The 23,814-nt window shown below is 36.2% G+C and carries 19 protein-coding genes; 11 read left to right on the top strand and 8 right to left on the bottom strand.

Going from position 1 to position 23,814, the window contains the following annotated elements; all coding sequences use genetic code 11:
• Positions 1 to 236: 236 nt before the first annotated feature.
• Positions 237 to 2,102, top strand: coding sequence for a DNA mismatch repair protein MutS (locus CP370_RS05630; protein WP_087712537.1), 1,866 nt, complete (start codon positions 237 to 239; stop codon positions 2,100 to 2,102).
• Positions 2,103 to 2,152: 50 nt separating this feature from the next.
• Here the strand turns inward: CP370_RS05630 and CP370_RS05635 are convergent, their stop codons facing one another.
• The 8 genes from CP370_RS05635 to rpmH form a co-directional block, all read right to left on the bottom strand.
• On the bottom strand, positions 2,153 to 3,706 hold the full coding sequence (locus CP370_RS05635) for a ClC family H(+)/Cl(-) exchange transporter (RefSeq protein ID WP_087712536.1): 1,554 nt from the start codon (positions 3,704 to 3,706) through the stop codon (positions 2,153 to 2,155).
• Positions 3,707 to 3,799: 93 nt separating this feature from the next.
• A complete protein-coding gene (gene gndA, locus CP370_RS05640) occupies positions 3,800 to 5,188 on the bottom strand; it encodes an NADP-dependent phosphogluconate dehydrogenase (RefSeq protein WP_087712535.1) in 1,389 nt (462 codons plus the stop codon).
• A 145-nt stretch (positions 5,189 to 5,333) separates the two neighbouring features.
• Complete coding sequence (gene spxB, locus CP370_RS05645; protein WP_087712534.1) at positions 5,334 to 7,142, bottom strand: pyruvate oxidase; 1,809 nt, start codon at positions 7,140 to 7,142, stop codon at positions 5,334 to 5,336.
• A gap of 244 nt (positions 7,143 to 7,386) precedes the next feature.
• Positions 7,387 to 9,285: a tRNA uridine-5-carboxymethylaminomethyl(34) synthesis enzyme MnmG gene (gene mnmG, locus CP370_RS05650; protein ID WP_087712533.1), complete on the bottom strand. Its 1,899-nt coding sequence runs from the start codon at positions 9,283 to 9,285 to the stop codon at positions 7,387 to 7,389.
• A gap of 7 nt (positions 9,286 to 9,292) precedes the next feature.
• Positions 9,293 to 10,678 (bottom strand): tRNA uridine-5-carboxymethylaminomethyl(34) synthesis GTPase MnmE, encoded by a 1,386-nt coding sequence (gene mnmE / locus CP370_RS05655; protein ID WP_012846836.1) that lies wholly within the window; start codon positions 10,676 to 10,678, stop codon positions 9,293 to 9,295.
• Positions 10,679 to 10,788: 110 nt separating this feature from the next.
• On the bottom strand, positions 10,789 to 11,664 hold the full coding sequence (locus CP370_RS05660) for a membrane protein insertase YidC (RefSeq protein WP_087712532.1): 876 nt from the start codon (positions 11,662 to 11,664) through the stop codon (positions 10,789 to 10,791).
• A gap of 1 nt (position 11,665) precedes the next feature.
• Entirely contained in the window at positions 11,666 to 12,034 is a 369-nt protein-coding gene (rnpA, locus tag CP370_RS05665) for a ribonuclease P protein component (protein WP_004898271.1), read from the bottom strand.
• A gap of 48 nt (positions 12,035 to 12,082) precedes the next feature.
• Positions 12,083 to 12,223: a 50S ribosomal protein L34 gene (gene rpmH, locus CP370_RS05670; RefSeq protein WP_003648141.1), complete on the bottom strand. Its 141-nt coding sequence runs from the start codon at positions 12,221 to 12,223 to the stop codon at positions 12,083 to 12,085.
• Positions 12,224 to 12,708: 485 nt separating this feature from the next.
• Here rpmH and dnaA point away from each other — a divergent pair, with 485 nt between their 5' ends.
• From dnaA to CP370_RS05720, 10 genes are all read left to right on the top strand, one after another.
• Positions 12,709 to 14,073, top strand: a complete 1,365-nt coding sequence (gene dnaA / locus CP370_RS05675; protein ID WP_087712531.1) for a chromosomal replication initiator protein DnaA — start codon at positions 12,709 to 12,711, stop codon at positions 14,071 to 14,073.
• 180 nt (positions 14,074 to 14,253) lie between these two features.
• Positions 14,254 to 15,384, top strand: a complete 1,131-nt coding sequence (dnaN, locus tag CP370_RS05680) for a DNA polymerase III subunit beta (protein ID WP_087712530.1) — start codon at positions 14,254 to 14,256, stop codon at positions 15,382 to 15,384.
• 209 nt (positions 15,385 to 15,593) lie between these two features.
• Complete coding sequence (gene yaaA / locus CP370_RS05685) at positions 15,594 to 15,809, top strand: S4 domain-containing protein YaaA (RefSeq protein WP_034525310.1); 216 nt, start codon at positions 15,594 to 15,596, stop codon at positions 15,807 to 15,809.
• 3 nt (positions 15,810 to 15,812) lie between these two features.
• Positions 15,813 to 16,937 (top strand): DNA replication/repair protein RecF, encoded by a 1,125-nt coding sequence (gene recF, locus CP370_RS05690; protein WP_087284637.1) that lies wholly within the window; start codon positions 15,813 to 15,815, stop codon positions 16,935 to 16,937.
• On the top strand, positions 16,938 to 18,905 hold the full coding sequence (gyrB, locus tag CP370_RS05695; RefSeq protein WP_087712529.1) for a DNA topoisomerase (ATP-hydrolyzing) subunit B: 1,968 nt from the start codon (positions 16,938 to 16,940) through the stop codon (positions 18,903 to 18,905).
• A gap of 10 nt (positions 18,906 to 18,915) precedes the next feature.
• Positions 18,916 to 21,405 (top strand): DNA gyrase subunit A, encoded by a 2,490-nt coding sequence (gene gyrA / locus CP370_RS05700; protein WP_087712528.1) that lies wholly within the window; start codon positions 18,916 to 18,918, stop codon positions 21,403 to 21,405.
• 186 nt (positions 21,406 to 21,591) lie between these two features.
• Positions 21,592 to 21,888 carry a 30S ribosomal protein S6 gene (gene rpsF, locus CP370_RS05705; protein WP_004896331.1) on the top strand — a complete coding sequence of 99 codons (297 nt, stop codon included), beginning with the start codon at positions 21,592 to 21,594 and terminating at the stop codon, positions 21,886 to 21,888.
• 33 nt (positions 21,889 to 21,921) lie between these two features.
• Positions 21,922 to 22,440, top strand: coding sequence for a single-stranded DNA-binding protein (gene ssb / locus CP370_RS05710; RefSeq protein WP_012845405.1), 519 nt, complete (start codon positions 21,922 to 21,924; stop codon positions 22,438 to 22,440).
• Positions 22,441 to 22,464: 24 nt separating this feature from the next.
• Entirely contained in the window at positions 22,465 to 22,701 is a 237-nt protein-coding gene (rpsR, locus tag CP370_RS05715) for a 30S ribosomal protein S18 (RefSeq protein WP_003649728.1), read from the top strand.
• Between the two features lie 93 nt (positions 22,702 to 22,794).
• Positions 22,795 to 23,712, top strand: coding sequence for a magnesium transporter CorA family protein (locus CP370_RS05720; protein ID WP_012845406.1), 918 nt, complete (start codon positions 22,795 to 22,797; stop codon positions 23,710 to 23,712).
• Positions 23,713 to 23,814: the final 102 nt, after the last annotated feature.

The following is a 23,814-nucleotide window of genomic DNA, read 5'->3' on the forward strand; positions in this document are numbered from 1 at the left end:
AAAGGAAATCATCGTTCTTTTTTCATGTCTTAGGAATTAGTTTTTTCCCAGACACTTTTATTTACCCTAATTTATAATGATTTTTTTCTAAAAATGTTATATCATTGAAATCAATAATTTAGAAAAGGACATATTGCTATATGATGCTAATTGTATTTTAGTCTCAAGGGACTAATCTACTTTCCCTTGAGAAAACCAAATTTAAAATCTATTTTCTTAAGGAGAAAAATAAAAAATTGAATAATACTGACGAAATCGAATTTTCACGTGTACGTAAACTTGTAGCCCACTATGCCGTTTCACCAGAGGCTAAGGAGAAAATTTTAGCTCAACCACTTGCAAATAAGTTAGTCAAAGCAAATGCGTTATTAGATGAAACGGAAGAAATGGTCTGGATTTTAGATCACGGCCTACACATCCCTTTTATTAATTCAGATGCCTTTACCCCAATTATCAATAAGGTGAAAAAGGGATATATCTTAAATCCTCGCGAACTAGAACAAGTTGCTGATTTTATTAGAGTTACCCGCTTATTAGTACGCTTTTTTGATAAACAAAGAATTAATGCTCCAATTATGGCCAGCTATTGTGATACGTTAACTATTCTAGATAGATTAGAAGAATTAATTTATCAAGATATTGAGCGCGGACAGGTTTCAGACCGAGCAGATAACGAGCTGACTAAACTACGCCAAAGAAGTGGCAAATTAAATACAACTATCAAAGAAACCCTACAGAAATACTTACAGACAAAAAAGTACCAATCAATGTTGCAAGATTTTCAGATTATTCAAAAAGATAATCACTATACTCTTCCTGTTAGGGCAAGCTTTAAGCATACTTTTGGTGGAAATATTATTGATCAATCTAATAATGGGACAACTGTTTTCATTGAGCCAACTAAGATCCTTCACCTTACCCAAGAAAAAACTACAGTTGAAAATCAGATTTACTTAATTGAATCTCAAATTTTGGGGAATTTAACAGCTAAAGTCTATAATGAACTACCTAATTTTGAAGCCAATCTTAACGTTATTGTTGATCTAGATTGTATCTTAGCACGCGCAAAATATTCGCATGCTATTGGTGGCAAACGACCAATTTTAAATGAACAAAATGAGCTTCAATTGAACGGAATGAAGCATCCCTTATTAAGTAATCCCGTTCCTTTATCTCTTAAGTTAGATCCAACTAAACATAGCTTAATTATTACTGGACCGAATGCAGGCGGAAAGACTGTCACACTCAAAACTGTTGGCTTAGCCACCGCAATGACTGAATTTGGTCTCTTCTTACCTAGTACAGCACCGTGTTCCATTCCAATTATGACTGAAATCTATACTTCAATTGGTGATCATCAAGATTTAGATAACTCCCTTTCAACATTTTCTGCTGAAATGAAAAAAATGGCAGAGATTGTTCAAAAAGCCACTCCAAGTAGTCTGATTTTGTTAGATGAACTAGGTAGTGGAACGGATCCCAATGAAGGTGCAGCACTTGCTATTGCTCTTTTACAAACACTACAACTGAAAGGTTGCCTAATCTTAGCAACTACTCACTATAGCGCTATAAAAGATTATTCGACTAAAAATCCTGCTTTTATTACAGCAGCAATGGATTTTGACTTACAAACACTACATCCCACATATAAACTACTTTTAAATCAAGTAGGTGCTAGTCGGGCTCTCTGGATTGCAGAGAAAAGTGGGATGCCAGAAGACGTATTGTCGGAAGCTAAAGATTTCTTAAATACTGGTATCTTTCCTCTAAGACAAGCTAGTATTAAATTTAAAAATAAACAGAAAAAAATTAAGTCTCTACCTTCTTTTAAAAAAGGTGATCGAATCAAAGTGCCAAAATATCACCAAGAAGTCCTCTTCTACGAGAACTCTGATATAGCTAATCAGATTGTGATTTTCGTTAATAAGGCTTTTGAAACTGTACCCTTAAAAGGAGCAAAATTAGTTCGAAAAGCTGAGGAACTTTATCCTACAGGTTATAATCTCGATTTATTATTTGTTCAAGATTGGCAAGAATATAAATTAAACAGAGATTTAAATCGTGGCTCTAAAAAAGCCTGGAAAAAATTGAAAAACAAATAAATAAAAGACTACAATAAAGATTGTAATAAATCTAAATTGTAGTCTTTTTCTTATCCATCTAATTCAACATCCTGTAGTTTACGGATAGCATCATACGCTGCTGCACGTTGATTATGGTCCACACCTAAAACCAATAAATCTCCCGCCGCAATCACTGTATCACCATGTGGGATAATTTCTTGGCTTCCTCTTCTAATCGTTCTCACTAAAACATTATCGGGCCAAGCAATACTTTTAATCTCTTGATCTACCAATTTGCTATTTTCATAAACTGGAATATCAAGTTCATCCTCTTCCCCAGCAACTGTCTCAGTTTTAGTAGCTGGCATCATGGCATTTGCCAAACTATCATAAATTGGCTTGCCACCTAATACTTGATCAACCAGTAGAGCAATAAATGCCACAACTGCTAATGGCATTAAATGAAGTAGCGATCCAACCATTTCAGTAATTAAAATAATTGCCGTAAACGGTGCTCGAATAATTGCAGCAAAGTAGCCAGCCATTGAGAAAATAACCAAATTAATTACTAAATGAGCTGGCATTAGTCCTAATTGAACCATTAACATACCATAGGCCGCTCCAACCAAAGCTCCCATTGTCAAAATAGGCAGAAAAATACCACTAGGTAAGCCTGAATCATAAGAAACAATTGAAAAAGCAATTCGCATTACATAGTAAAAAGCAAGTATCCCTACCAATGCCCAGCCTGTTTTTGTAAGCATAGTAGGCATAGATAAAATTAATCGATTACCTGGTCCCGTAATTAATGGCCAATAATACATAATAGGAACTAAAATAGCTAACGGAATTAATCCATGAAGCCATCTTGGTAACCATGTGATTTTCAAATAAACTTTTTTTAATCCAAATAATCCTTTTTTATAAAAATGCCCCAGTAATCCTAAAATGACACCTAAAATAATCAAATGCCAATATAAACCTAAAGGAAAGGCATGTTTATACGGTAAGGCAAGAGCTGGATGAATTCCAAAAAAGTTTGACACCATAAAATTAGCAGCAATAGCACCAACTAAAGCATTCATCCAAACACGAGGAGAGAAATTATGAAAGATTTCTTCTAAAACAAACAAAGCCCCACTAAGTGGTGCACCAAAAGCAGCCGATAAACCACTAGCGGCCCCAGTAGCAAGTAGAACACGTTGATTGTATTTATTCTGCTTTAGTTTTTCTCCAAGTCCTTGACCGATAGAAGATCCTAGTTGAAGTGATGGTCCCTCCGGACCTAGGAATAAACCAGTCCCGATTACCAAAATACCACCAATAAGTTTTCTCCAAAGAATTTGCCACCACTTAAGTTGTAATTTACCTTGAAGTTGCAGTTTAACTTCTGGAATACCTGATCCACCAACATGAGGATACTGTTTTACAAAGTAACCTGCAATAATTCCAACTGCTGCTAAACCAATTATGATTGCAATAAACCAAGCCGAATTTTTATGAGCTTGCTTAAAGAGATATAACCAAAAAGCAGAAGTCTTTTCAATTCCAAACCTAAACAATCCAACTACTGTTCCTGCAATCAATCCAACAATCAAAGCTTGAAGCATTAACTTAAGATTGCTTTTTTCTTCTTTTCTCATCCTTACCCACATCCCTACTTTTAAATACTGTTCTATTTTAACGCAAAAAGCCACTACTAATGTAGTGACTTTTCAGTTTCATGTGAAACATTATTATTTTTCTTCATACCATTCAGTATGGAAAGTACCTGGACGATCATTTCTTTGGTAAGTGTGAGCACCAAAGTAATCACGTTGACCTTGAATAATATTTTGAGGTAAGCGTGGGTTAAAGATTGATTCTAAGTAGTTCAAAGCTGCACTAAGAGTTGGGGTTGGTACACCAGCATCAGCAGCAATCTTTACCACATCTCTAAGAGCACCAATATTTTCTTTCTTTACCTTATCAAAAAATGGAGCCTTGAATAAGTTAGGCAAGTCTTTATCAGCATTATACGCAAACTTAATATCATGAAGCATTTGTGAGCGGATGATACATCCAGCTTCCCAGTTTTGGGCAATAGTTGAATAGTGCAAGCGCCAGTTATAAGCTTTTGCAGCCATCGTTAATTGTTCAAATCCTTGACCATATGAAACAGCCATAGCTAAGTATAAGGCTTTTGCAAGTTGATCAACTAAGTCCTTTGGAGCTTTCTCTGGGTCAATCTTTGGTTCAGGATCATTTCTCAAAGTTGCTTTTGACATAAAACGAGCAAGAACGGCTTCTGCAATTACAGTAATTGGAGCACCTAAACGAATTGCATCTTCAAGCATCCAGTTACCAGTTCCCTTATAAGAAGCTTCATTTAAGATATGATCAATAATATGATCATCAGTTAAGTTATCCTTTTGTTTTAAGACCTTAGAAGTGATTTCAATTAAATAAGCTTGTAAACCACCCTTATCCCAATTCTTAAAGATTTCACTCATTTCATCGTTTGAATAATTACCAACGGTGCGGAGAACATCGTATACTTCAGAAATAATCTGCATAATACCATATTCAATACCGTTGTGAACCATCTTCACATAGTGACCACTACCTGCTGGTCCAATGTATCCGACACATGGTTGACCAGTTGGAGTCTTGGCAGCCATAGCTTCAAGGATTGGCGCTACTTCTTCATAAGCTTTTTCATCACCACCTGGCATTAAGGCAGGACCGTTCAAAGCTCCTTCTTCACCGCCAGAAACACCCATACCAATGAAGTGAATACCATGCTTTTCCATTTCTTTATAGCGACGATTAGTATCATGGAAATTAGAATTACCACCGTCAATTAAAATATCGCCCTTATCTAAAAGAGGCAATAGTTTTTGTAAAGTTTCATCAACTGGTTTACCAGCCATGATTTGAATCAAGATTTTTCGTGGCTTTTCTAGTGAATTAACAAATTCTTCCCAAGTATAAGTTGGCTTCAAATTCTTATCTTCATATTTTGCTAAAGCATCAACCTCTGGCTTATCAATTGAAAATCCAGAGACAGAGTAGCCATGATTTTTAACGTTTAAGGCAAGGTTTTTTCCCATAACGGACAAGCCAATAACCCCAAATTGTTGCATATTTTTGCCTCCACATATTTAATAAAATTCGTTCATCTACTAGTATACTTTTTTATTATGAGTTTCGCACAATTTTGCTTACTTTTTATTAAAAAAATAAAGAGTTCAGCTATGTGAACTCTTTATTTAATTATTTCCTAGGAAATTAATGGCGTGATGCGCCTGATGAAGCATCTTCTTTAGCTTCAACTGGCTCTGCTTCAGTATGTTCAGATGCATCAGATGCAGCATCTGCCTCAACTCCATACTTACCAGCAAAGTAACTAAATGGCTTCAAAGCTTGAGCATCATATTTAGCAACGAAAGCTGGATCGTCTAAAGTATTTAATTCAGTTGAATATGGCATATCATGAGTAATCTTACAGTCGATCAAAACTGGACCTTCCATTTGTTGAGCCGCAGCGACTGCGTCTTCAAATTCTCTCTTAGTACGAACAGTAAAGCCTTTTACATTCATACCTTCAGCAGACATCGCCCAATCATTATCAGGAAGTTTTACACCAGATAATGGTTGATGAGACTCATCGACTTGCTCCGCTTCAATAAAACCCAAAGTTTCATTTGTGAAGACCACGTTAATAATATGCATATTGTAGCGTGCTTGGGTTAAAAGCTCTTGGTTCATCATGGCAAAGCCACCATCACCAGCTAAGTTCCAAACCTCACGCTTTGGATAAATAGTAGCAGCGGCTAAAGCAGCTGGAGCGCCATAGCCCATAGTTGCATATAAACCGGAGGTAGTCCATTTCTGATCATCATGTAGGTGCATCAAGCGATCAAAGTTAATATTTACATTACCTACATCTACTGCAAATACGGCATCATTGGCAGCCTTTTTATTGATTACATCAAAAATTGGTTCTACTCTCATTGGGATTTCGTCTGAATCATTAAAGCTCTCAAGCCAAGCTTCCCAGTTTTCACGATCAGCAAGAGCAGCCTTGTATAATGGAGATTCTGCACGCCCTTCACCAGCCTCAATTAAGGCACGTAAAGTTTTCTTGGAGTCAGCTAAAATTGGAACAGTTACAGCATGACGCTTACCCAATCTTTCTGAATTAACATCAATTTGAATTACTTTTGCCTTAGGATTGAAGAAGAAGATAGAGAATGGGGAATTGTTACCAACCCAAACTACTAAATCAGCATGAGTTTGAATGTCATTACTTGGCTTAGCACCCACACGACCAATTGAACCCATATATGCTGGGAACTCATCCTCAACAATTCCTTTTCCTAAAACTGATGAGACTAATGGCATCTTAAATTTATCAGAAAATTCCTTTAACTCTGCACTAGCATCTTGGGCACCATGACCAAAGTAAACAATTGGATTTTTAGCTTCTTTAATTAATTCAAGTGCTTTATCAATTTGTTCCTTGCGTGGTGCTGGGAAATTAGGAACAATCTTGTGTGCTGCAGCATTATTGCGGAAGTTATCTTCAATCTTATCCCAACCAAAGTCTTTCGGTAAGATTAAAACAGCTGGACCCTTCTTTTGATAAGCTTGACGAATTGCCTCATCCATTAAAACCGGAATAGCTTCCGCTGTCTTTGCTTGGTGATTCCAAACAGCGACTGGATCAAACCATGGCTTTTCATCAAAAGCTTGGAAGAAATCAATATCTTGACGACTTGTTGGAACATTAGCAACAATTGCAACCATTGGTGTCTTGTCATATTTTGCATCATAAAGTCCATTCATTAAGTGAACGGCACCAGGGCCTGCAGAACCAAAACACACTCCTACTTTTCCACTAATTTTGTATTCAGCAGAAGCTGCTAAGGCACCAGCTTCTTCATGTCTTACTTCAATAAACTTTATCTTATCCCGCCAGTTATGAATTGCATTCATTGTTGAGTCAAATGAGCCGCCTGGAAAACCGTATATATGGTCAATACCCCAGTCATATAAGACTTGAAACATTGCATCTGAGCCACTAATCTTTGTCATAGTCTATAAGCATCTCCTTAATATTTTTTCTTACACCTTGATTAAAGCACATTTTCAGCATAATTGAAAGCGGTTTCTATGACTGCTAGTCCTGTATTTACTCATTATCAAAAATAATTAATTCACAAACTATTTACTCTTCTTTCACAACTTATCATTAGGTAGCAACTTTAAACTGTGATTAAGTGATCATACTCAACAAAAAAAAGCAAAAAAATTTTTTATTTTTTTGCTTTAAAACTAATTATTTATTTTTCACCTTTGCAATTCGGCCTTGTTGAATATATGCCGTTAATATTGCCAAATCAGCTGGATTTACACCAGAAATTCTTTCAGCTTGAGCAATTGACTCAGGACGAATCTTTTCAAATTTTTGACGCGCCTCAGTTGCCAAACTTGGAATTGCATTGTAGTCAATATCTACTGGAATTTTCTTTGATTCAAGTCGATGCAAACGATCAACCAAGGTCTTTTCCTTCTTGATATAACCTTCATATTTCAATGCAATTTCAACTTGTTCTTTCACATAGCGATCAGTAGCTAAAGTTTCACCACTTAATTTTTCAACTGCGTCAAAAGTTACACGTGGTCGCTTCAAAAAGTCTGCCCCGCTAACTCCTGCATTTAAACGATCTTGCTTAACACTAGCTAAATATTCTTGAACCTCATCAGTAGGGTGAATGGTAACTTTCTTAATAGCTTCCATTGCCTCGGAAATAGCTTGCTTTTTATCTTGGAATTCCTTATAACGATCTTCTGAAATCAAGCCTAATTCATGACCTTTTTCAGTCAAACGCAAATCTGCATTATCGTGACGAAGAAGAAGACGATATTCTGCCCGGCTAGTTAGCAAACGATATGGTTCATTTGTTCCTTTAGTTACTAGGTCATCAATTAAGACACCAATATATGCTTCATCGCGTTGTAAAGTAAATCCAGGCTTATTTTGAGCACTTAAGGCTGCATTAATCCCAGCAATTAATCCTTGACCGGCTGCTTCTTCATAACCAGATGTTCCGTTCATTTGACCAGCAGTGAAGAGGTGCTTAATATTTTTTGTCTCTAATGTATGCTTTAATTGCCAAGGTTCAATTACGTCATATTCAATTGCATATCCTGGGCGCATCAATTCTGCTTTTTCTAGACCAGCAACACTATGAAGCATCTTCAATTGTACTTCTTCAGGCATTGAAGTAGAAAAATCACCTACGTATATTTCCTTAGTATGGCGTCCTTCTGGTTCCAAGAAAATTTGGTGACGATCTTTATCTGCAAAACGAACTACCTTATCTTCAATTGAAGGACAGTAACGTGGGCCTACACCCTTGATAACCCCAGAAAACATTGGAGCACGATCAAGATTTGCACGAATAATGTCATGCGTTACGGTATTAGTGTAAGTCATGTAACAAGACATTTGATCTTCTAGGTAATCACTATCTTTGCTAGTGTAAGAAAAATGTCTTGGTTCTTTGTCTCCAGGCTCTTCTTGAGTTTTTGAATAATCAATAGTATTTCCATCTACTCGAGGAGGAGTACCAGTCTTAAAACGACGTAATTTAAAGCCTAACTTTTCAAGATTTTCAGGTAATTTAATAGATGGAAGTGAGTTATTAGGACCTGAAGAATAAGCCAATTCTCCAATAATAATTTTTCCTCTAGCAGCTGTTCCTGTGGTCAACACAACGCTTTTAGCATAGTACTTTGCACCAGTATTAGTAATCAAACCTTTACATACTCCATCTTCAACGATCAACTCATCTGCAACAGCTTGACGTAAAGTTAAATTAGGCTCATTTTCAATTGTATCCTTCATACGCTCATGATATTGCCATTTATCGGCTTGTGCCCTCAATGCTCTAACAGCGGGACCCTTACCTGTATTGAGCATTCTCATTTGAATATAAGTGGCATCAATGTTTTTACCCATTTCTCCGCCAAGAGCATCGATTTCACGCACAACAGTACCCTTTGCTGGTCCACCAACTGATGGATTACATGGCATGAAAGCCACCATGTCTAAATTGATCGTTAAAAGAAGTGTCTTTTCTCCCATTCGTGCTGCTGCTAAGGCTGCTTCTACTCCCGCATGGCCTGCTCCAACAACAATTACATCATATTCATTTGATTCGTAAGTCTTCATTTTCATCCTACTTTCCAAGACAGAATTGACTAAATAATTGGGTAATTAATTCATCAGGTGCACTTTCACCAGTAATTTCACCCAAAGTATCCCAAGCATTTTTGAGATCAATTTGAACCAAATCTAAAGGCATTGCATCATCAATTCCATTGACAACGTCTTCTAAAGATTGCTTTGCTTTGGCTAATAAACCAGCTTGTCTTTGATTTGTTACCAAGATTTGATTTTGTGAATTTTCTATTCCACTAAAGAATAATTGCTCAATTGCATTCTCAAGCGCATCCATATTTTTTTGCTTTAAGATTGAAGTTACAATAATTGGATTATCAGTAATTTTTCTTATCATTTCCTGGGAAATTTTTGTGCCTAGATCTTGTTTGTTTAAAATGATAATTCGTTTTTTATTAGCAGTTAAATTTAATAAATTTTTATCTTCGTCTGTTAAATCTTGACTTGCATCCAGAAGTAAAAGCACCAAATCAGCTTCAGCGATAGCTTTCTTTGAACGTTCAACTCCAATTTTTTCGACCTTGTCTTCTGTATGGTGAATCCCAGCAGTATCAATCAGCTTCAGCGGTACGCCCTTAACAGAAACATATTCTTCAAGTGTATCTCTTGTTGTTCCCGCAATATCAGTAACAATTGCTTTATCGTCCTGCGTTAAATAATTTAAAAGAGAGGATTTACCAACATTTGGTCTTCCCACGATAGCCGTTGCTAGACCATTACGGATAATTTTCCCTTCCTGAGCTGTTTTTAGCAATTGATCAATTTGCTTTGAAACTTCTTCGGCCTTCTTTTTCATTTCTTGAGAAGTTAAATCGTCCATGTCATATTCTGGATAATCAATATTAACTTCCTCATGAGCCATTGTATCTAACAGTTCCTGGCGCATTGTTCTAATTTTATCTAACAATCCACCAGCTAATTGTGTCATAGCAACTTGACGAGACTTATCCGTCTTAGCCCGGACAATATCCATTACAGATTCAGCTTGCGTCAAGTCAATACGACCATTCATAAAGGCGCGCTTAGTAAATTCACCCGGATCAGCCATTCGAGCACCGTTTGCCAAAAGTAGCTGCAAAATATCATTAGTTACAATCATTCCACCATGACAATTGATTTCAACCATATCTTCTCGAGTGAAAGTTTTTGGTGCGCGTAACACACTAACCATTGTCTCGTCTACAACATCCTTAGTTTTAGGATCAACGATATGTCCATAATGAATTGTATGTGAGGGAACCTTAGTTAAATCTGCTCCTTTAAATAGTTTATTAGCAATCGCTACTGCATCTTCACCAGATAGACGAACAATTGATATACCTCCTTCGCCAATAGGAGTAGAAATTGCAGCGATTGTATCAAATTGTGTTAATACTTGTGCCATTTTTTCACCTACATAAAATAATCTCAATAAAAAAAGTGCCCACTCCACCACTACAAAAAATAATGATGGATAAAGCACTTTGACTACTTTATCTTCAAATTAAAGATAATTTATTTTTGTTTTTTACGTCCTAAACGTTTGTATGCGCGACGAACTTTGCGCTGACGTTCACGTTCTTCCTTCTTTTGTTCCTCAAGTTCACGTTGATACTTGAATGGATTTTGCAAAATAAAGGTTTGAACTACTTGGAATAAGTTGGAAATCACCCAGTAAAGTGAAATCGCAGATTGGATACCAATTGCTGAAACCCCAATAATAAGAGGCATCAAGTATGTCATTCCCTTAGTCATTCCATTTTGTGAGGATTGGGGCGTTGACATCTGACTGATGTACGTACTCATAAAAGTGAATACAGCCGCCAAGATAGGCATGATGTAATATGGATCGGGACGTCCCAAATCCATCCACAAAAACCGACCATTTTGCAACTGTGGAGTCCGCCAAATTGCTTGATACAAAGCATACATAACTGGTAGTTGAATTAACATTGGTAAACATCCAGTATATGGATTAATACCAGCTTCTTTATACAACTTGCTAGTTTCTTCTTGTAACTTTTGACGTGACTCAACATCCTTACCTGGATACTTTTTACGCAATGCATCCATCTGTGGTTGCACTTTTTGTTGCTTAGACATGCTTCTAATAGAAATGGCATTCAATGGTAATAAAATTATTCTTACTATAATAGTAAAGATAATGATTGCCCAACCATAGGAATCATGAACTAAACTTGCAATCCAAAGAATAAATTGGGAAATATAGTAAACAATATACCGATCCCACCAATTGCCACTAGTATGAGAAATAGGAGCAACACTTGTTCCATTAGTTGATGCACAACCTGTAACTACTAACGTTAAGGCAAGCATTCCTAAAGCTAATAGAATCAGTTTCCAATTTTTCTTAGACAAATGATTTCTCACTCTACTTTTCCTCAATTTCCGTCTCTTCGCTCGATAAGACCTTAGCTAACCTTAAAACATGAATAAGATTCTTTTTGGTTCGTCCCATATCAAAATCTCGTGCATAAGGTCGAGCTATTACTAAAAAGTCTAAATCAGGCCTTATCTCTGGCTTAAGTTCTGTCAGTGTAGCACGAATGAACCGTTTGAGGCGATTACGTGCTACCGCCGTATGACCTACTTTTTTCCCAACAGAAATTCCAACGCGAAAATGCTTTTGATTTTCTTTGGGTAAGGTATAGACAACAAAGCCGCGATTAGCCATTGACTGTCCTTCTTTAAAAACTTTTTGAAAGTCTCTCTCAGTTTTTACACGGTAGCTTTTTCTCAATCTGGTTCATCCTTACTTAAATTAAAAAAACCACTGAGCTTCAGTGGCTTAAGCAGATAAGACTTTTCTACCCTTTTTACGGCGTCTTGCTAAAACCTTGCGGCCGTTTGCTGTAGCCATACGTTTCATAAAACCATGAACGCGTGAACGGTGACGCTTCTTAGGTTGGTAAGTTCTCTTAGTTGACATTTAATGTTGCACCTCCGTTTTTCAATGCTTAATAAGCACAATTTCTAAGATAGAATAGCATATTTACGCGAAAAAACCAAGGCCTTATCAAAATTTTCCTAAAAAGAAAAGTTATTTTTAAAGCATTTTTCAAATTATTTTTTGTGGATATCTTTTTTTAAATTTTTTATTTATTTTTTATCAACAAGATCATTCTCAGAGTTATGCACAATTCACACCTTGTTTAGAACAAAATAAACACCCTGTGGAAAATATAATTTATTTAGCATAAAGCGTTGATTTATGGCGTATAATAAATTCACATATTGCTGTGGAAAACTTAAACTTGAAATTTTATTTCACACTTCGGTGGATTTCTATTTTTATATTATCCACATACCTGTGAATTTGTTAATTCTTTTTATCACTTGTGGAAAACTTATTTAATTCATGCTAAACTTATTTTGATTTATTCTGTGGATAATACAGTATTTGGAGGAATTTTTTTGTTTGATCTAGATAAATTTTGGCAATTTTTTAATGCTGAGATGAAAAAAAGCTACAGCATGGTTGCCTATAATGCTTGGTTTAAAAATACTAAACCAATTTCCTTTAATAAAAAGACAAAAGAAATGATAATCGCTGTTGAATCACCCGTTGCAAAGGGATACTGGGAAAAGAACTTAGCTTCTCAACTCATTCAAGAAGCATATGCTTATGCCGACATGGAAATTCAACCTAAATTTGAAGTTGCAGGTAAAGAAGGTCCTGAACGATTAGTTACACCACAACCACGAATTAAAACTAATCAAGAAATATTAGAAAATCGTAGAGATGAATTTGCTCAAGACCTTCAATTAAATAGTAAGTATACTTTCGATACCTTTGTTCAAGGTGAGGGAAACAAGCTGGCAGCAGGTGCCGCCTTAGCAGTCGCTGATAATCCGGGAAGTTTTTACAATCCTTTGTTTATTTTTGGTGGGGTCGGTTTAGGTAAAACCCACTTAATGCAAGCCATTGGACACCAAATGTTGGCCGAAAAACCACATGCAAAAGTGGTTTATATTCAGAGTGAAACTTTCGTAAATGATTTTATTAACTCAATAAAAAACAAAACTCAGGCTGAATTTCGTAATAAGTATCGGAACTGTGATCTCCTATTAGTAGACGATATTCAATTCTTTTCTAAAAAAGAGGGAATCCAGGAGGAATTCTTCCATACTTTTGAAACCCTTTATAATGATCAAAAACAGATTGTTATGACTAGTGATCGTCTCCCAACCGAAATTCCTGAATTATCAGAACGTTTAGTTTCACGCTTTGCTTGGGGACTACAAGTTGAAATTACGCCTCCAGATTTAGAGACTAGAATTGCGATTTTGCGAAAAAAGGCTGAAACCGATGGCCTAGCAATTGACGACAGTACCCTTGACTACATTGCTTCCCAAGTTGATACCAATATTCGTGAACTCGAAGGAGCTTTAGTTAAAGTTCAAGCCCATGCAACAATTGAGCGCGAAGATATTAACGTTGACTTAGCCAAAGAGGCTCTAGCTGACTTAAAGTTGGTACAAAAAAATAGGGGGCTTCAAATTTCTAAGATTCAAGAAGTTGTGGCTAATTATTTCCAAACTTCAACTACTGAACTAAAGGGTAAGAAGCGTGTAAAACAAATTGTCGTTCCTCGACAAATTGCAATGTATTTGTCTCGTGAGTTAACAGATTCTAGTTTGCCTAAAATTGGACAAGAATTTGGTGGTAAGGATCACACAACTGTAATGCATGCTTGCGATAAAATTTCGCGTGCCTTAAAAACTGATGCTGAAATTAAAGCAGCTGTGTATGATTTAAAGGCTATGCTTGAACACTAAAAGTTAATAACATGTGGATAACTTTTAACTTTGTCCACATTTATTAAACATGCAAAAGTGTGTTTTATTCAGGCGTTTGGCTACTTTCCCACAGATTCCACTGGCCCTACTACTACTTCTAAGTATTTAAATATATAATTAAATAAAACAACGTACATATAATTTCACAGGAGGTAAACGATGCAGTTTACAATTAATCGTAATTTATTCCTCGAAAACCTAAATAATGCTATGCGTGCAATTTCTTCACGTGCTACTATTCCAATATTAAGTGGTATAAAACTTACCCTTACAGATGAAATGCTTACTTTAACCGGTAGTGATACTGACATTTCTATTGAAATTCAAATCCCAGTAAACGATGATTTAATTGTCCAATCTACGGGATCGATCGTTTTACCAGCACGATTTTTCAGTGAAATTGTAAAAAAATTACCAGGGAAAGATTTTTCATTTGAAGTAAAAGAAAGTTTTCAAACAAAAATTGTCTCTGAAAATACCGAATTCATGATTAACGGTTTAGATGCAAACAATTATCCACACTTACCAGAAATTTCTACTGATGCATCATTTAAAATTTCTGGTAAAACATTTAGAGAAATTATTAACGAAACTGTTTTTGCAGTCGCTACTCAAGAAAGTCGACCAACTTTAACTGGTGTTAACTTCATCTTCAATAATTCAGCAATTAAAGCAGTTGCTACCGACAGTCACCGACTATCTCAACGTCAAATTTCTCTAGAAAATGGGCCTCAAACAAGTACTGACTTAATTATTCCTGGAAAGAGCTTAGTAGAATTATCCCGAATTATCGGAGAAAGTGATCCCGAAATCACAGTAAATCCTGGTGAAAACCAAGTTTTATTTGAAGTTGGAAACATTGCGTTCTATTCACGTTTACTTGATGGACAATATCCAGACACTGATCGTTTAATTCCAACTGAATCTACAACATCAGTTGAATTTGAATTACCAGTTTTAGCTCGTTCTCTCGAACGTGCCAGTCTTCTTACTCACGAAAGCCGTAACAATGTGGTTAAGATGACTCTTGATGTTCAAAATCAATTAGTTAAACTCCAAGGTGATTCACCGGAGATAGGAAATGTGGAAGAAGAAATTGGATTTAAGAATCTTGAAGGAGATGGCTTAACTATTTCCTTCAATCCTGATTATCTAAGAGAAGCTTTACGTGCCTCTATTACTGATTCCATTATTATGAACTTTACTCAGCCGCTAAGACCATTTACAGTGATACCGGCAAAACAAGATGTTAATTTCACTCAATTAATCACGCCAGTTAGAACATTTTAATTTATAAAAAGAGCTACAGAAGTAGCTCTTTTTTTTGCATTGTACTTAAAAGCCAAATTTAGGCTGATTAAGCGAATTTTTATCTAGTTAAGTATAGTCATATTAAATTGGAATAAAGTGGCTTAAAAAAGGCTACAGTACGTCATAAAATTGAATTTCACATAAAAAAACGGTATAATAACTAGGTATGACAAGGTAAATGGGGTGATATTATCAAAAAATTCACAATTAAGGGAGAATATATTACGCTTGCTCAGTTTCTAAAAGAAGAGAGCGTAATATCTTCTGGTGGTCAAGCTAAATGGTATCTAAAAGAAAATCCTGTTAAGTTGAACGGTGAAATTGAAGATCGCCGTGGAAAGAAGATACATCCTGGAGATGAACTAAACTTAGCTGGAGAAGAGTATGAATTTATTTCAGAGTAGCCGATGTATCTTGCAAACTTTGAATTAAAAGATTTTAGAAATTTTGAAGAACTAAAGATAAATTTTGACCCTCATGTAAATATTTTTATTGGTCCAAACGCCCAAGGAAAAACTAATTTACTTGAGGCGATTTATTTTTTGGCCCTAACTCGGTCTCATAGAACAAACAGTGATAAAGAATTAATTCGTTTTGGAAGTAAATTTGCTGGCTTACAAGGGAAGATCCATAAAAGTCAATTAGAAGTAGAGCTTAAATTACGTTTAACACCAAACGGAAAAAAAGCTTGGGTAAACAGATTGGAACAAAAGAAACTTTCCGCTTATGTAGGACAAATGAATGCAATTTTGTTTTCTCCAGAAGATCTAGCCTTGGTAAAAGGCGCTCCATCGACTAGACGGCGATTTATGGATTTAGAGTTTGGGCAAATTAATTCAGAATATCTATATTTTTTAAGTCAGTATCGTCAGGTACTGCAACAAAGAAACAATTACTTGAAGCAATTGAGCATAAAAAAAGCAAATGATTTAGTTTTTTTAGATGTCTTGTCAGATCAGCTTGCAGGAATTGCAGCGGAGATAATTTCTAGAAGAATTAAATACATTAAAAAACTTAATTCATATGCTCAAAGTGCTCATAGTGAGATTAGTGGTCAAGCTGAAAAATTACAGATTTTTTATCGTCCATCAGTTAAGGAAATTACCCCAGATGATGATGTAGAGACCATTTATCAAAAAGTTATTACTAGTTATAAAAAAAATCGTCCTAATGAAATTCGAAAGGGGACTACTTTGAGTGGACCTCATCGAGATGACTTGGATTTTTTGATTAACGATAAAAATGCCCATGATTTTGCATCTCAGGGACAGCAACGGACGATTTCTTTAAGTGTAAAGTTGGCTGAAATTCAATTAGTACATGAACTGACACAAGAGTATCCAATTTTACTTTTAGATGATGTAATGAGCGAATTAGATCATCGAAGACAAAGTAGTTTACTAAATTATATTCATGGAAAAACGCAAACTTTTATCACAACAACAGATTTAGAAGGTATTTCTTGGGAAATCGTGAAAGAACCTAAGATCTATCACATTTCTGCTGGAACGATCAGTACAAAGGAGAGTTAAATGGCAGAAGATAAGAGCAAGGCAGCATTAAATAAAGCTAGAGATTTTGAAAAGCGTGCTGATACTTATAACGCAAGTCAAATTCAAGTTCTAGGCGGACTTGAAGCAGTTAGAAAGCGCCCAGGTATGTATATTGGCTCAACTAGTAGCCAAGGCTTACACCACCTTGTTTGGGAAATTATTGATAATAGTATTGACGAACGATTAGCAGGATTTGCGACCAAGATTGAAATTACTGTTAATGAAGATGGCAGTGTTACAGTCCAAGATGATGGACGTGGTATTCCGGTTGATATTCAAGCTAAAACAGGTCGTCCAGCCCTAGAAACTGTATTTACTGTTTTGCACGCTGGTGGTAAATTCGGCGGTGGCGGATATAAAGTATCTGGTGGTCTTCACGGTGTTGGGGCTTCTGTAGTAAACGCCCTCTCAACTAAACTTGATGTTACAGTTATGAGAGATGGAAAGAAATATGCCATTTCTTTTGATCATGGCCGTGTAGTAGGAGAAATGAAGCAAGTGGGTACCGTTCCTCTTGAAGAACATGGAACAATCGTTCATTTCTATCCTGACCCAGATATTTTTACCGAAACTACAACTTTCGACGATAAAATTTTAAAGAACAGAATTCGTGAACTTGCTTTCTTAAACAAGGGCTTAAAATTAACCTTTACCGATAAGCGTAAAGAAAGTGCTGAAACGGATGTTTACCACTTTGAAGGTGGAATCAAAGAATACGTTGCCTTTTTAAACAAAGGTCAAGAAGTGTTATTTGATGAACCAATCTATGTTGAAGGTAATTATGAAGGTATTGATGTTGAAGTTGCATTGCAATACACCAATGGCTATAAAACCACTTTAATGACCTTTGCGAACAATATTCACACCTATGAAGGTGGGATGCACGAAGCCGGCTTTAAGACTGCTTTAACTCGTGTAGTTAACGATTATGCTCATAAGGCTAAAATCTTGAAGGATAAAGATGATAACTTATCTGGTGAAGATATTCGTGAAGGAATTACAGCTGTTGTATCTGTTAAGCACCCTAATCCTCAGTTTGAAGGTCAGACTAAGACTAAGCTTGGAAACTCAGATGCTAGAACTGCAGTCGATCGAGCATTTTCAGAAACGTTTAGTCGTTTCTTAATGGAAAATCCTTCTGTTGGCCGTAAGATTGTTGAAAAAGGACAACTTGCTGAAAGAGCTAGAACTGCTGCTAAGCGTGCACGTGAAGTTACACGGAAGAAGTCAGGACTTGAAATTGCTAACTTGCCAGGAAAATTAGCTGACAATACCAGTAATGACCCAAGTATTTCAGAGTTATTTATCGTTGAGGGTAACTCTGCCGGTGGATCTGCAAAGCAAGGACGTTCTCGTTTAACCCAGGCAATTTTGCCAATTAGAGGTAAGATCTTGAACGTTGAAAAAGCTTCAATGGATAGAATTCTTGCTAACCAAGAAATTAGATCCCTCTTTACCGCTTTAGGTACAGGATTTGGTGCTGATTTTGACGTTTCAAAGGCAAGATACCATAAATTGATCATCATGACAGATGCCGATGTCGATGGTGCTCACATTCGAACTCTGCTTTTGACACTCTTTTACAACTATATGCGTCCAATGATCGAAAAGGGATATGTTTACATTGCTCGTCCGCCTCTATATCAAGTTCGTCAAGGTAAGGTAGAGAAATATCTCGATACTGATGAAGAATTACACGATTATTTAGGTACCTTGCAACCAAGTCCTAAGCCAGTTGTTCAACGCTATAAGGGACTAGGTGAAATGGATCCAGAGCAATTATGGGAAACTACCATGAACCCAGAAAATCGTCGTTTAGATCGAGTAAGTCCTGAATATGCTGAAGATGCTGACAAGATATTTGACCTCTTGATGGGTAATGAAGTAGGTCCAAGACGAGAATTTATTGAAAAGAACGCAAAATACGTTGAGAATTTAGATGCTTAGGAGGCTTTAGATGGCTAACGAAAATCAACCTCAAGATCACAGAATACGTAATGTTGATTTAACCCATACCATGCGTACATCATTCTTAGATTATGCTATGTCGGTTATTGTGGCTCGTGCCCTACCTGATGTTCGAGATGGTCTAAAGCCTGTACAACGTCGTATTCTTTACGGAATGCATGAATTAGGAGTTACACCCGATAAGCAATATAAGAAGAGTGCCAGAATTGTTGGGGAAGTTATGGGTAAATTCCACCCGCATGGTGACTCTTCAATCTATTTAGCTATGGCCCATATGGCCCAAGACTTTTCATATCGTTACATGTTAGTTGATGGACACGGAAATTTTGGTTCTGTCGATGGGGATGAACCAGCCGCAATGCGTTATACCGAGGCAAAGATGAGCAAAATTGCGGTTGAAATGCTTCGTGATATCAATAAAGAAACTATTGATTGGCAACGTAACTACGATGATACAGAAAATGAACCAGTAGTATTGCCAGCACGAATTCCTAATTTACTTGTTAATGGTGCTAGTGGTATTGCTGTTGGTATGACAACAAATATTCCGCCACATAATTTGGCAGAAGTAATTCGCGGCATTCACATGTTGATGGATAACCCCGATGTTACTACCAAGGATTTAATAAAAGTTATTCCTGGTCCAGATTTTCCAACTGGTGGAATTGTGATGGGACGCGGAGGTATTTACCGTGCCTATGAAACCGGAAAAGGAAATATCGTTGTTCGGGCAAAGACCGAGATTGAAACTGAAAAAAATGGTCGCGAGCGAATTGTAGTTACGGAACTTCCTTATTTAGTAAATAAGGCTGAATTAGTTAAAAAGATAGCTGATTTAGCCCGTGAAAAGACAATTGATGGTATTACTGGTGTACGGGATGAATCAGATCAGACTGGTATGAGAATTACCATTGACATTCGCCGCGATGCAAGTGCTAGTGTGGTTTTGAATAATTTATTTAAAGAAACCCAAATGCAAGCAAACTTCGGAATGAATATGGTGGCCATCGTTAATGGTGCCCCTCATTTCTTAACCTTGAAGCAAATGCTTGAGTACTACCTTCACCACCAAGAAGATGTTATTACCCGTAGAACTAAGTTTGAATTAAAGAAGGCTGAAGCGAGAGCACATATTTTAGCTGGATTAAGAATTGCCCTTGATCATATTGATGAGATCATTAAGATTATTCGCGGTTCACAAAATAGTGATATTGCTAAGGCACAATTAATTCAAAACTTTGGCTTAGACGATCGTCAATCTCAAGCTATTTTAGATATGAGATTGGTGCGTTTAACAGGCTTAGAGCGCGACAAAATTGAAGCTGAATATCAAGAGTTGCAAGCAAAAATAGCAGATTACAAAGATATCTTAGCTAAACCAGAACGAATTGATGAGATTATTTATAACGAGTTACTTGATATTCAAAAGCGTTTTGGTGATGATCGTCGTACTAAGATTGCCGAAGGTGAAGCAGTTTCAATTGAAGATGAAGATTTAATTGAACAAAAAGATGTTCTTTTAACTCTAACTCATAATGGCTACATTAAGCGTATGCCAGCGGATGAATTCAAGGTTCAAAACCGTGGTGGGCGTGGAATAAAGGGAATGGGAGTGCAAGATGATGATTTCATCAATCATTTAATCTTCTCAAGTACCCATGACTTTTTACTATTCTTCACTAACTTAGGGAAGGTTTACTCAAAGAAAGCTTATGAAATTCCAGAATTTGGAAGAAATGCTAAAGGCTTGCCAATAGTTAACCTGCTGGAACTTGATAAAGGTGAAAAAATTCAAGCTGTAATCAATGTACCCGAAGGAGCGGACGATAATTATCTCTTCTTTGTTACTAAGATGGGAACAGTTAAAAGAACAAAAGTCAGTGAATTCCAGAATATTCGTCGAAGTGGGTTAATTGCCTTAACTTTGCGAGACGGGGATGAACTGAATAATGTTTTAACTACCGATGGAAAACAAAATATTCTTATCGGTACCCATTTAGGTTATGCAGTTACCTTTAATGAAAAAGATGTTCGTTCGATGGGAAGAACAGCAGCTGGTGTCCGTGGAATCAATTTAAGAGATAACGATTATGTCGTTGGATCTGATATTCTAGAACCTGATTCAGAAGTATTAGTAATTTCTGAAAAAGGATATGGAAAACGTACTGCAGCTTCTGAATACCCAGTTAAGGGACGCGGCGGTAAAGGAATTAAGACTGCAAACATTACTGAAAAGAACGGTCCTTTAGCCGGTGTAACAGTAGTTAATGGCGATGAAGATATTATGCTAATTACCAGTGCGGGAGTCATGATTCGATTTGATGTGGACGATGTTTCTCAAACTGGAAGAGCTACATTGGGTGTACGTTTAATCAAGGTTGACGATGGTGCACAAGTAGCAAGTATTACTGCCGTTCCTAAAGCTAGTAATGAAGACGAAGAAAGCACTGCTGAAGAAGAACCAGTAAAAGCAAATTAATAAATAAAAAATTACCAAATTTTTTGCGTAATAATAATTGAGTAATGAAACTCAGGATCACGTGAAAAAATATTTGGTAATTTTTTGTTTATGTGATAGAATCAAGTATTGTGAGTAATATTATTCATTACTCCTTGTTCTTGATTTTAACAAGAACCATTTAGTCCAAGAGGAGGTGCAATTATTATGGCAAAAACTAAGTACGAAGTTACTTACATCATCAAGCCTGATATTGACGAAGATTCAAAGAAAGCATTGATCGATCGTTTCGATAAAGTTGTTACTGACAACGGTGCTGAAGAACTTGAATCTAAAGATTGGGGTAAGAGACGTTTCGCATACGAAATTGAAAAATACCGTGAAGGTACTTATCACATTATGACTTTCGTTGCAGAAAACTCTGAACCAGTTGATGAATTTGGTCGTCTTTCTCGTATTGATAACCAAATTTTACGTTCAATGACTGTAAAATTAGACAAGTAATTTGTTTTCGTGAATTAGGAAGGGGACAAAAGTATGATTAATAATGTTGTACTTGTTGGCCGTTTAACACGTGATCCTGATTTACGTACAACCGGGAGTGGAATCTCAGTTGCTACGTTTACTCTAGCTGTTGACCGTCAATATACCAATAGTCAAGGTGAACGTGGTGCTGATTTCATCAACTGTGTAATTTGGCGTAAAGCAGCAGAAAATTTTGCTAACTTTACTTCAAAGGGTTCATTAGTTGGTATTCAAGGTCGGATTCAAACTAGAACGTACGATGATAAAGACGGTAAGAGAGTATACGTGACTGAAGTCATTGTTGATAATTTCTCTTTACTAGAATCACGTCGTGATCGTGAGAATCGTCAGGCTAATGGTGGCAATTTTGCTCCCCAAGGAGGAAATGCTCCAAGTACCAATAATTTTGGTGGATCAAGTGCACCAAGCATGAACAATGCTCCTGCTAGTGGAGAAAGCAATAAACCGCAAGATCCATTTGCAGATTCCGGTAGCACAATTGACATCTCAGATGATGATCTCCCATTTTAATTTTAATTAGAAAGGATCTTTGATATGGCTCAACAAAGAAGAGGTGGCCGTCGTCGTCGTAAGGTTGACTTTATTGCAGCTAACCACATTGACTACATCGACTACAAAGATGTTGATTTGTTGAAACGTTTTATCTCTGAAAGAGGTAAGATCTTACCACGTCGTGTCACTGGCACTAGCGCAAAGAATCAACGTAAGTTGACTGTTGCTATTAAGAGAGCTCGTGTTATGGGCTTATTGCCATTCGTCGCAGAAGACTAATAACAGATCACAATTAATAAAAAGAGTAGCTTATGCTACTCTTTTTATTTTGTTTTTTGCGGTATTATAAAAGAAGTAAATGGAGGGATTGTCATGATTATTAAGCAAAAACTAGCCGGAAACATTGATTTTGACTACAAATGGTACGATATTTATAACTGTGACGATCATGATATTAGATTATTAAAAGATGATTTTGATTTGACGTCAGAGATTATCTCTTATATTACCGACCTTCACGAACGTCCTCACTTTGATCATGATTATATTACTAACAGTGATTTGTTGGTTTACGATGTTCCAGTTTGGCCAACAGCTGATGCAGATCATTTTACGACTTTACCAATTAAGTTTTTAATGGTCGATCATACGCTTTTTACTGTTCATTCTCCTGATACAACTTATATGATTGAAGAATTTAGGCAACGCCCCGATGAGCATATTCATAGTGAAAAAGAATTGATTTTTGCTATTCTTTTTGCCGTTACGAAATACTTTCAAAGGGCACTTAGCCAGCTAAACAGTCAACGATTAGTTTTAGATAATAACTTAAGTGAGCGAATTCATAATAAAGACTTACAAGAATTATCACAAGTTGAAAAAAGTTTGGTTTATTTATCTAGTTCAATTAGAACTAATCTAATGATGCTTGAAAGTCTAAAAAATAAAAAATCAGGACTTCATATGAAAGCTTCTGAAGAGGAAATGTGTGACGATATTATCATTGAAGTTCAGCAATCTTCACAAATGATCAAAATTTATAGTGAAGTGACTGAAGAAATCTCTAAGACGTCCAACAACATTCTGAATAATAACTTAAACAATACCATGCAGTTTTTGACTGTGTGGTCACTTCTTTTAACAATTCCAACTATTGTAACAGGATTCTTTGGGATGAATGTTGATTTGCCTATTTTTCATAATCCATTTGACTGGGTAATAATTACTATAGGTTCGATTATTGTAATGGCAATTTTGCTTTGGTATTTACGTCGACATAACATGCTCTGATGCTTGCTTAGCTTAGATGATAAGCAAGCATTTTTTGATGTATAATATAAAATGATGCAGTATATTATTTTTGATGATATTAATGCTATAAACAGGAAGGAA

Source organism: Lactobacillus sp. UMNPBX19 (genome assembly GCF_002553805.1).
Classification (GTDB): domain Bacteria; phylum Bacillota; class Bacilli; order Lactobacillales; family Lactobacillaceae; genus Lactobacillus.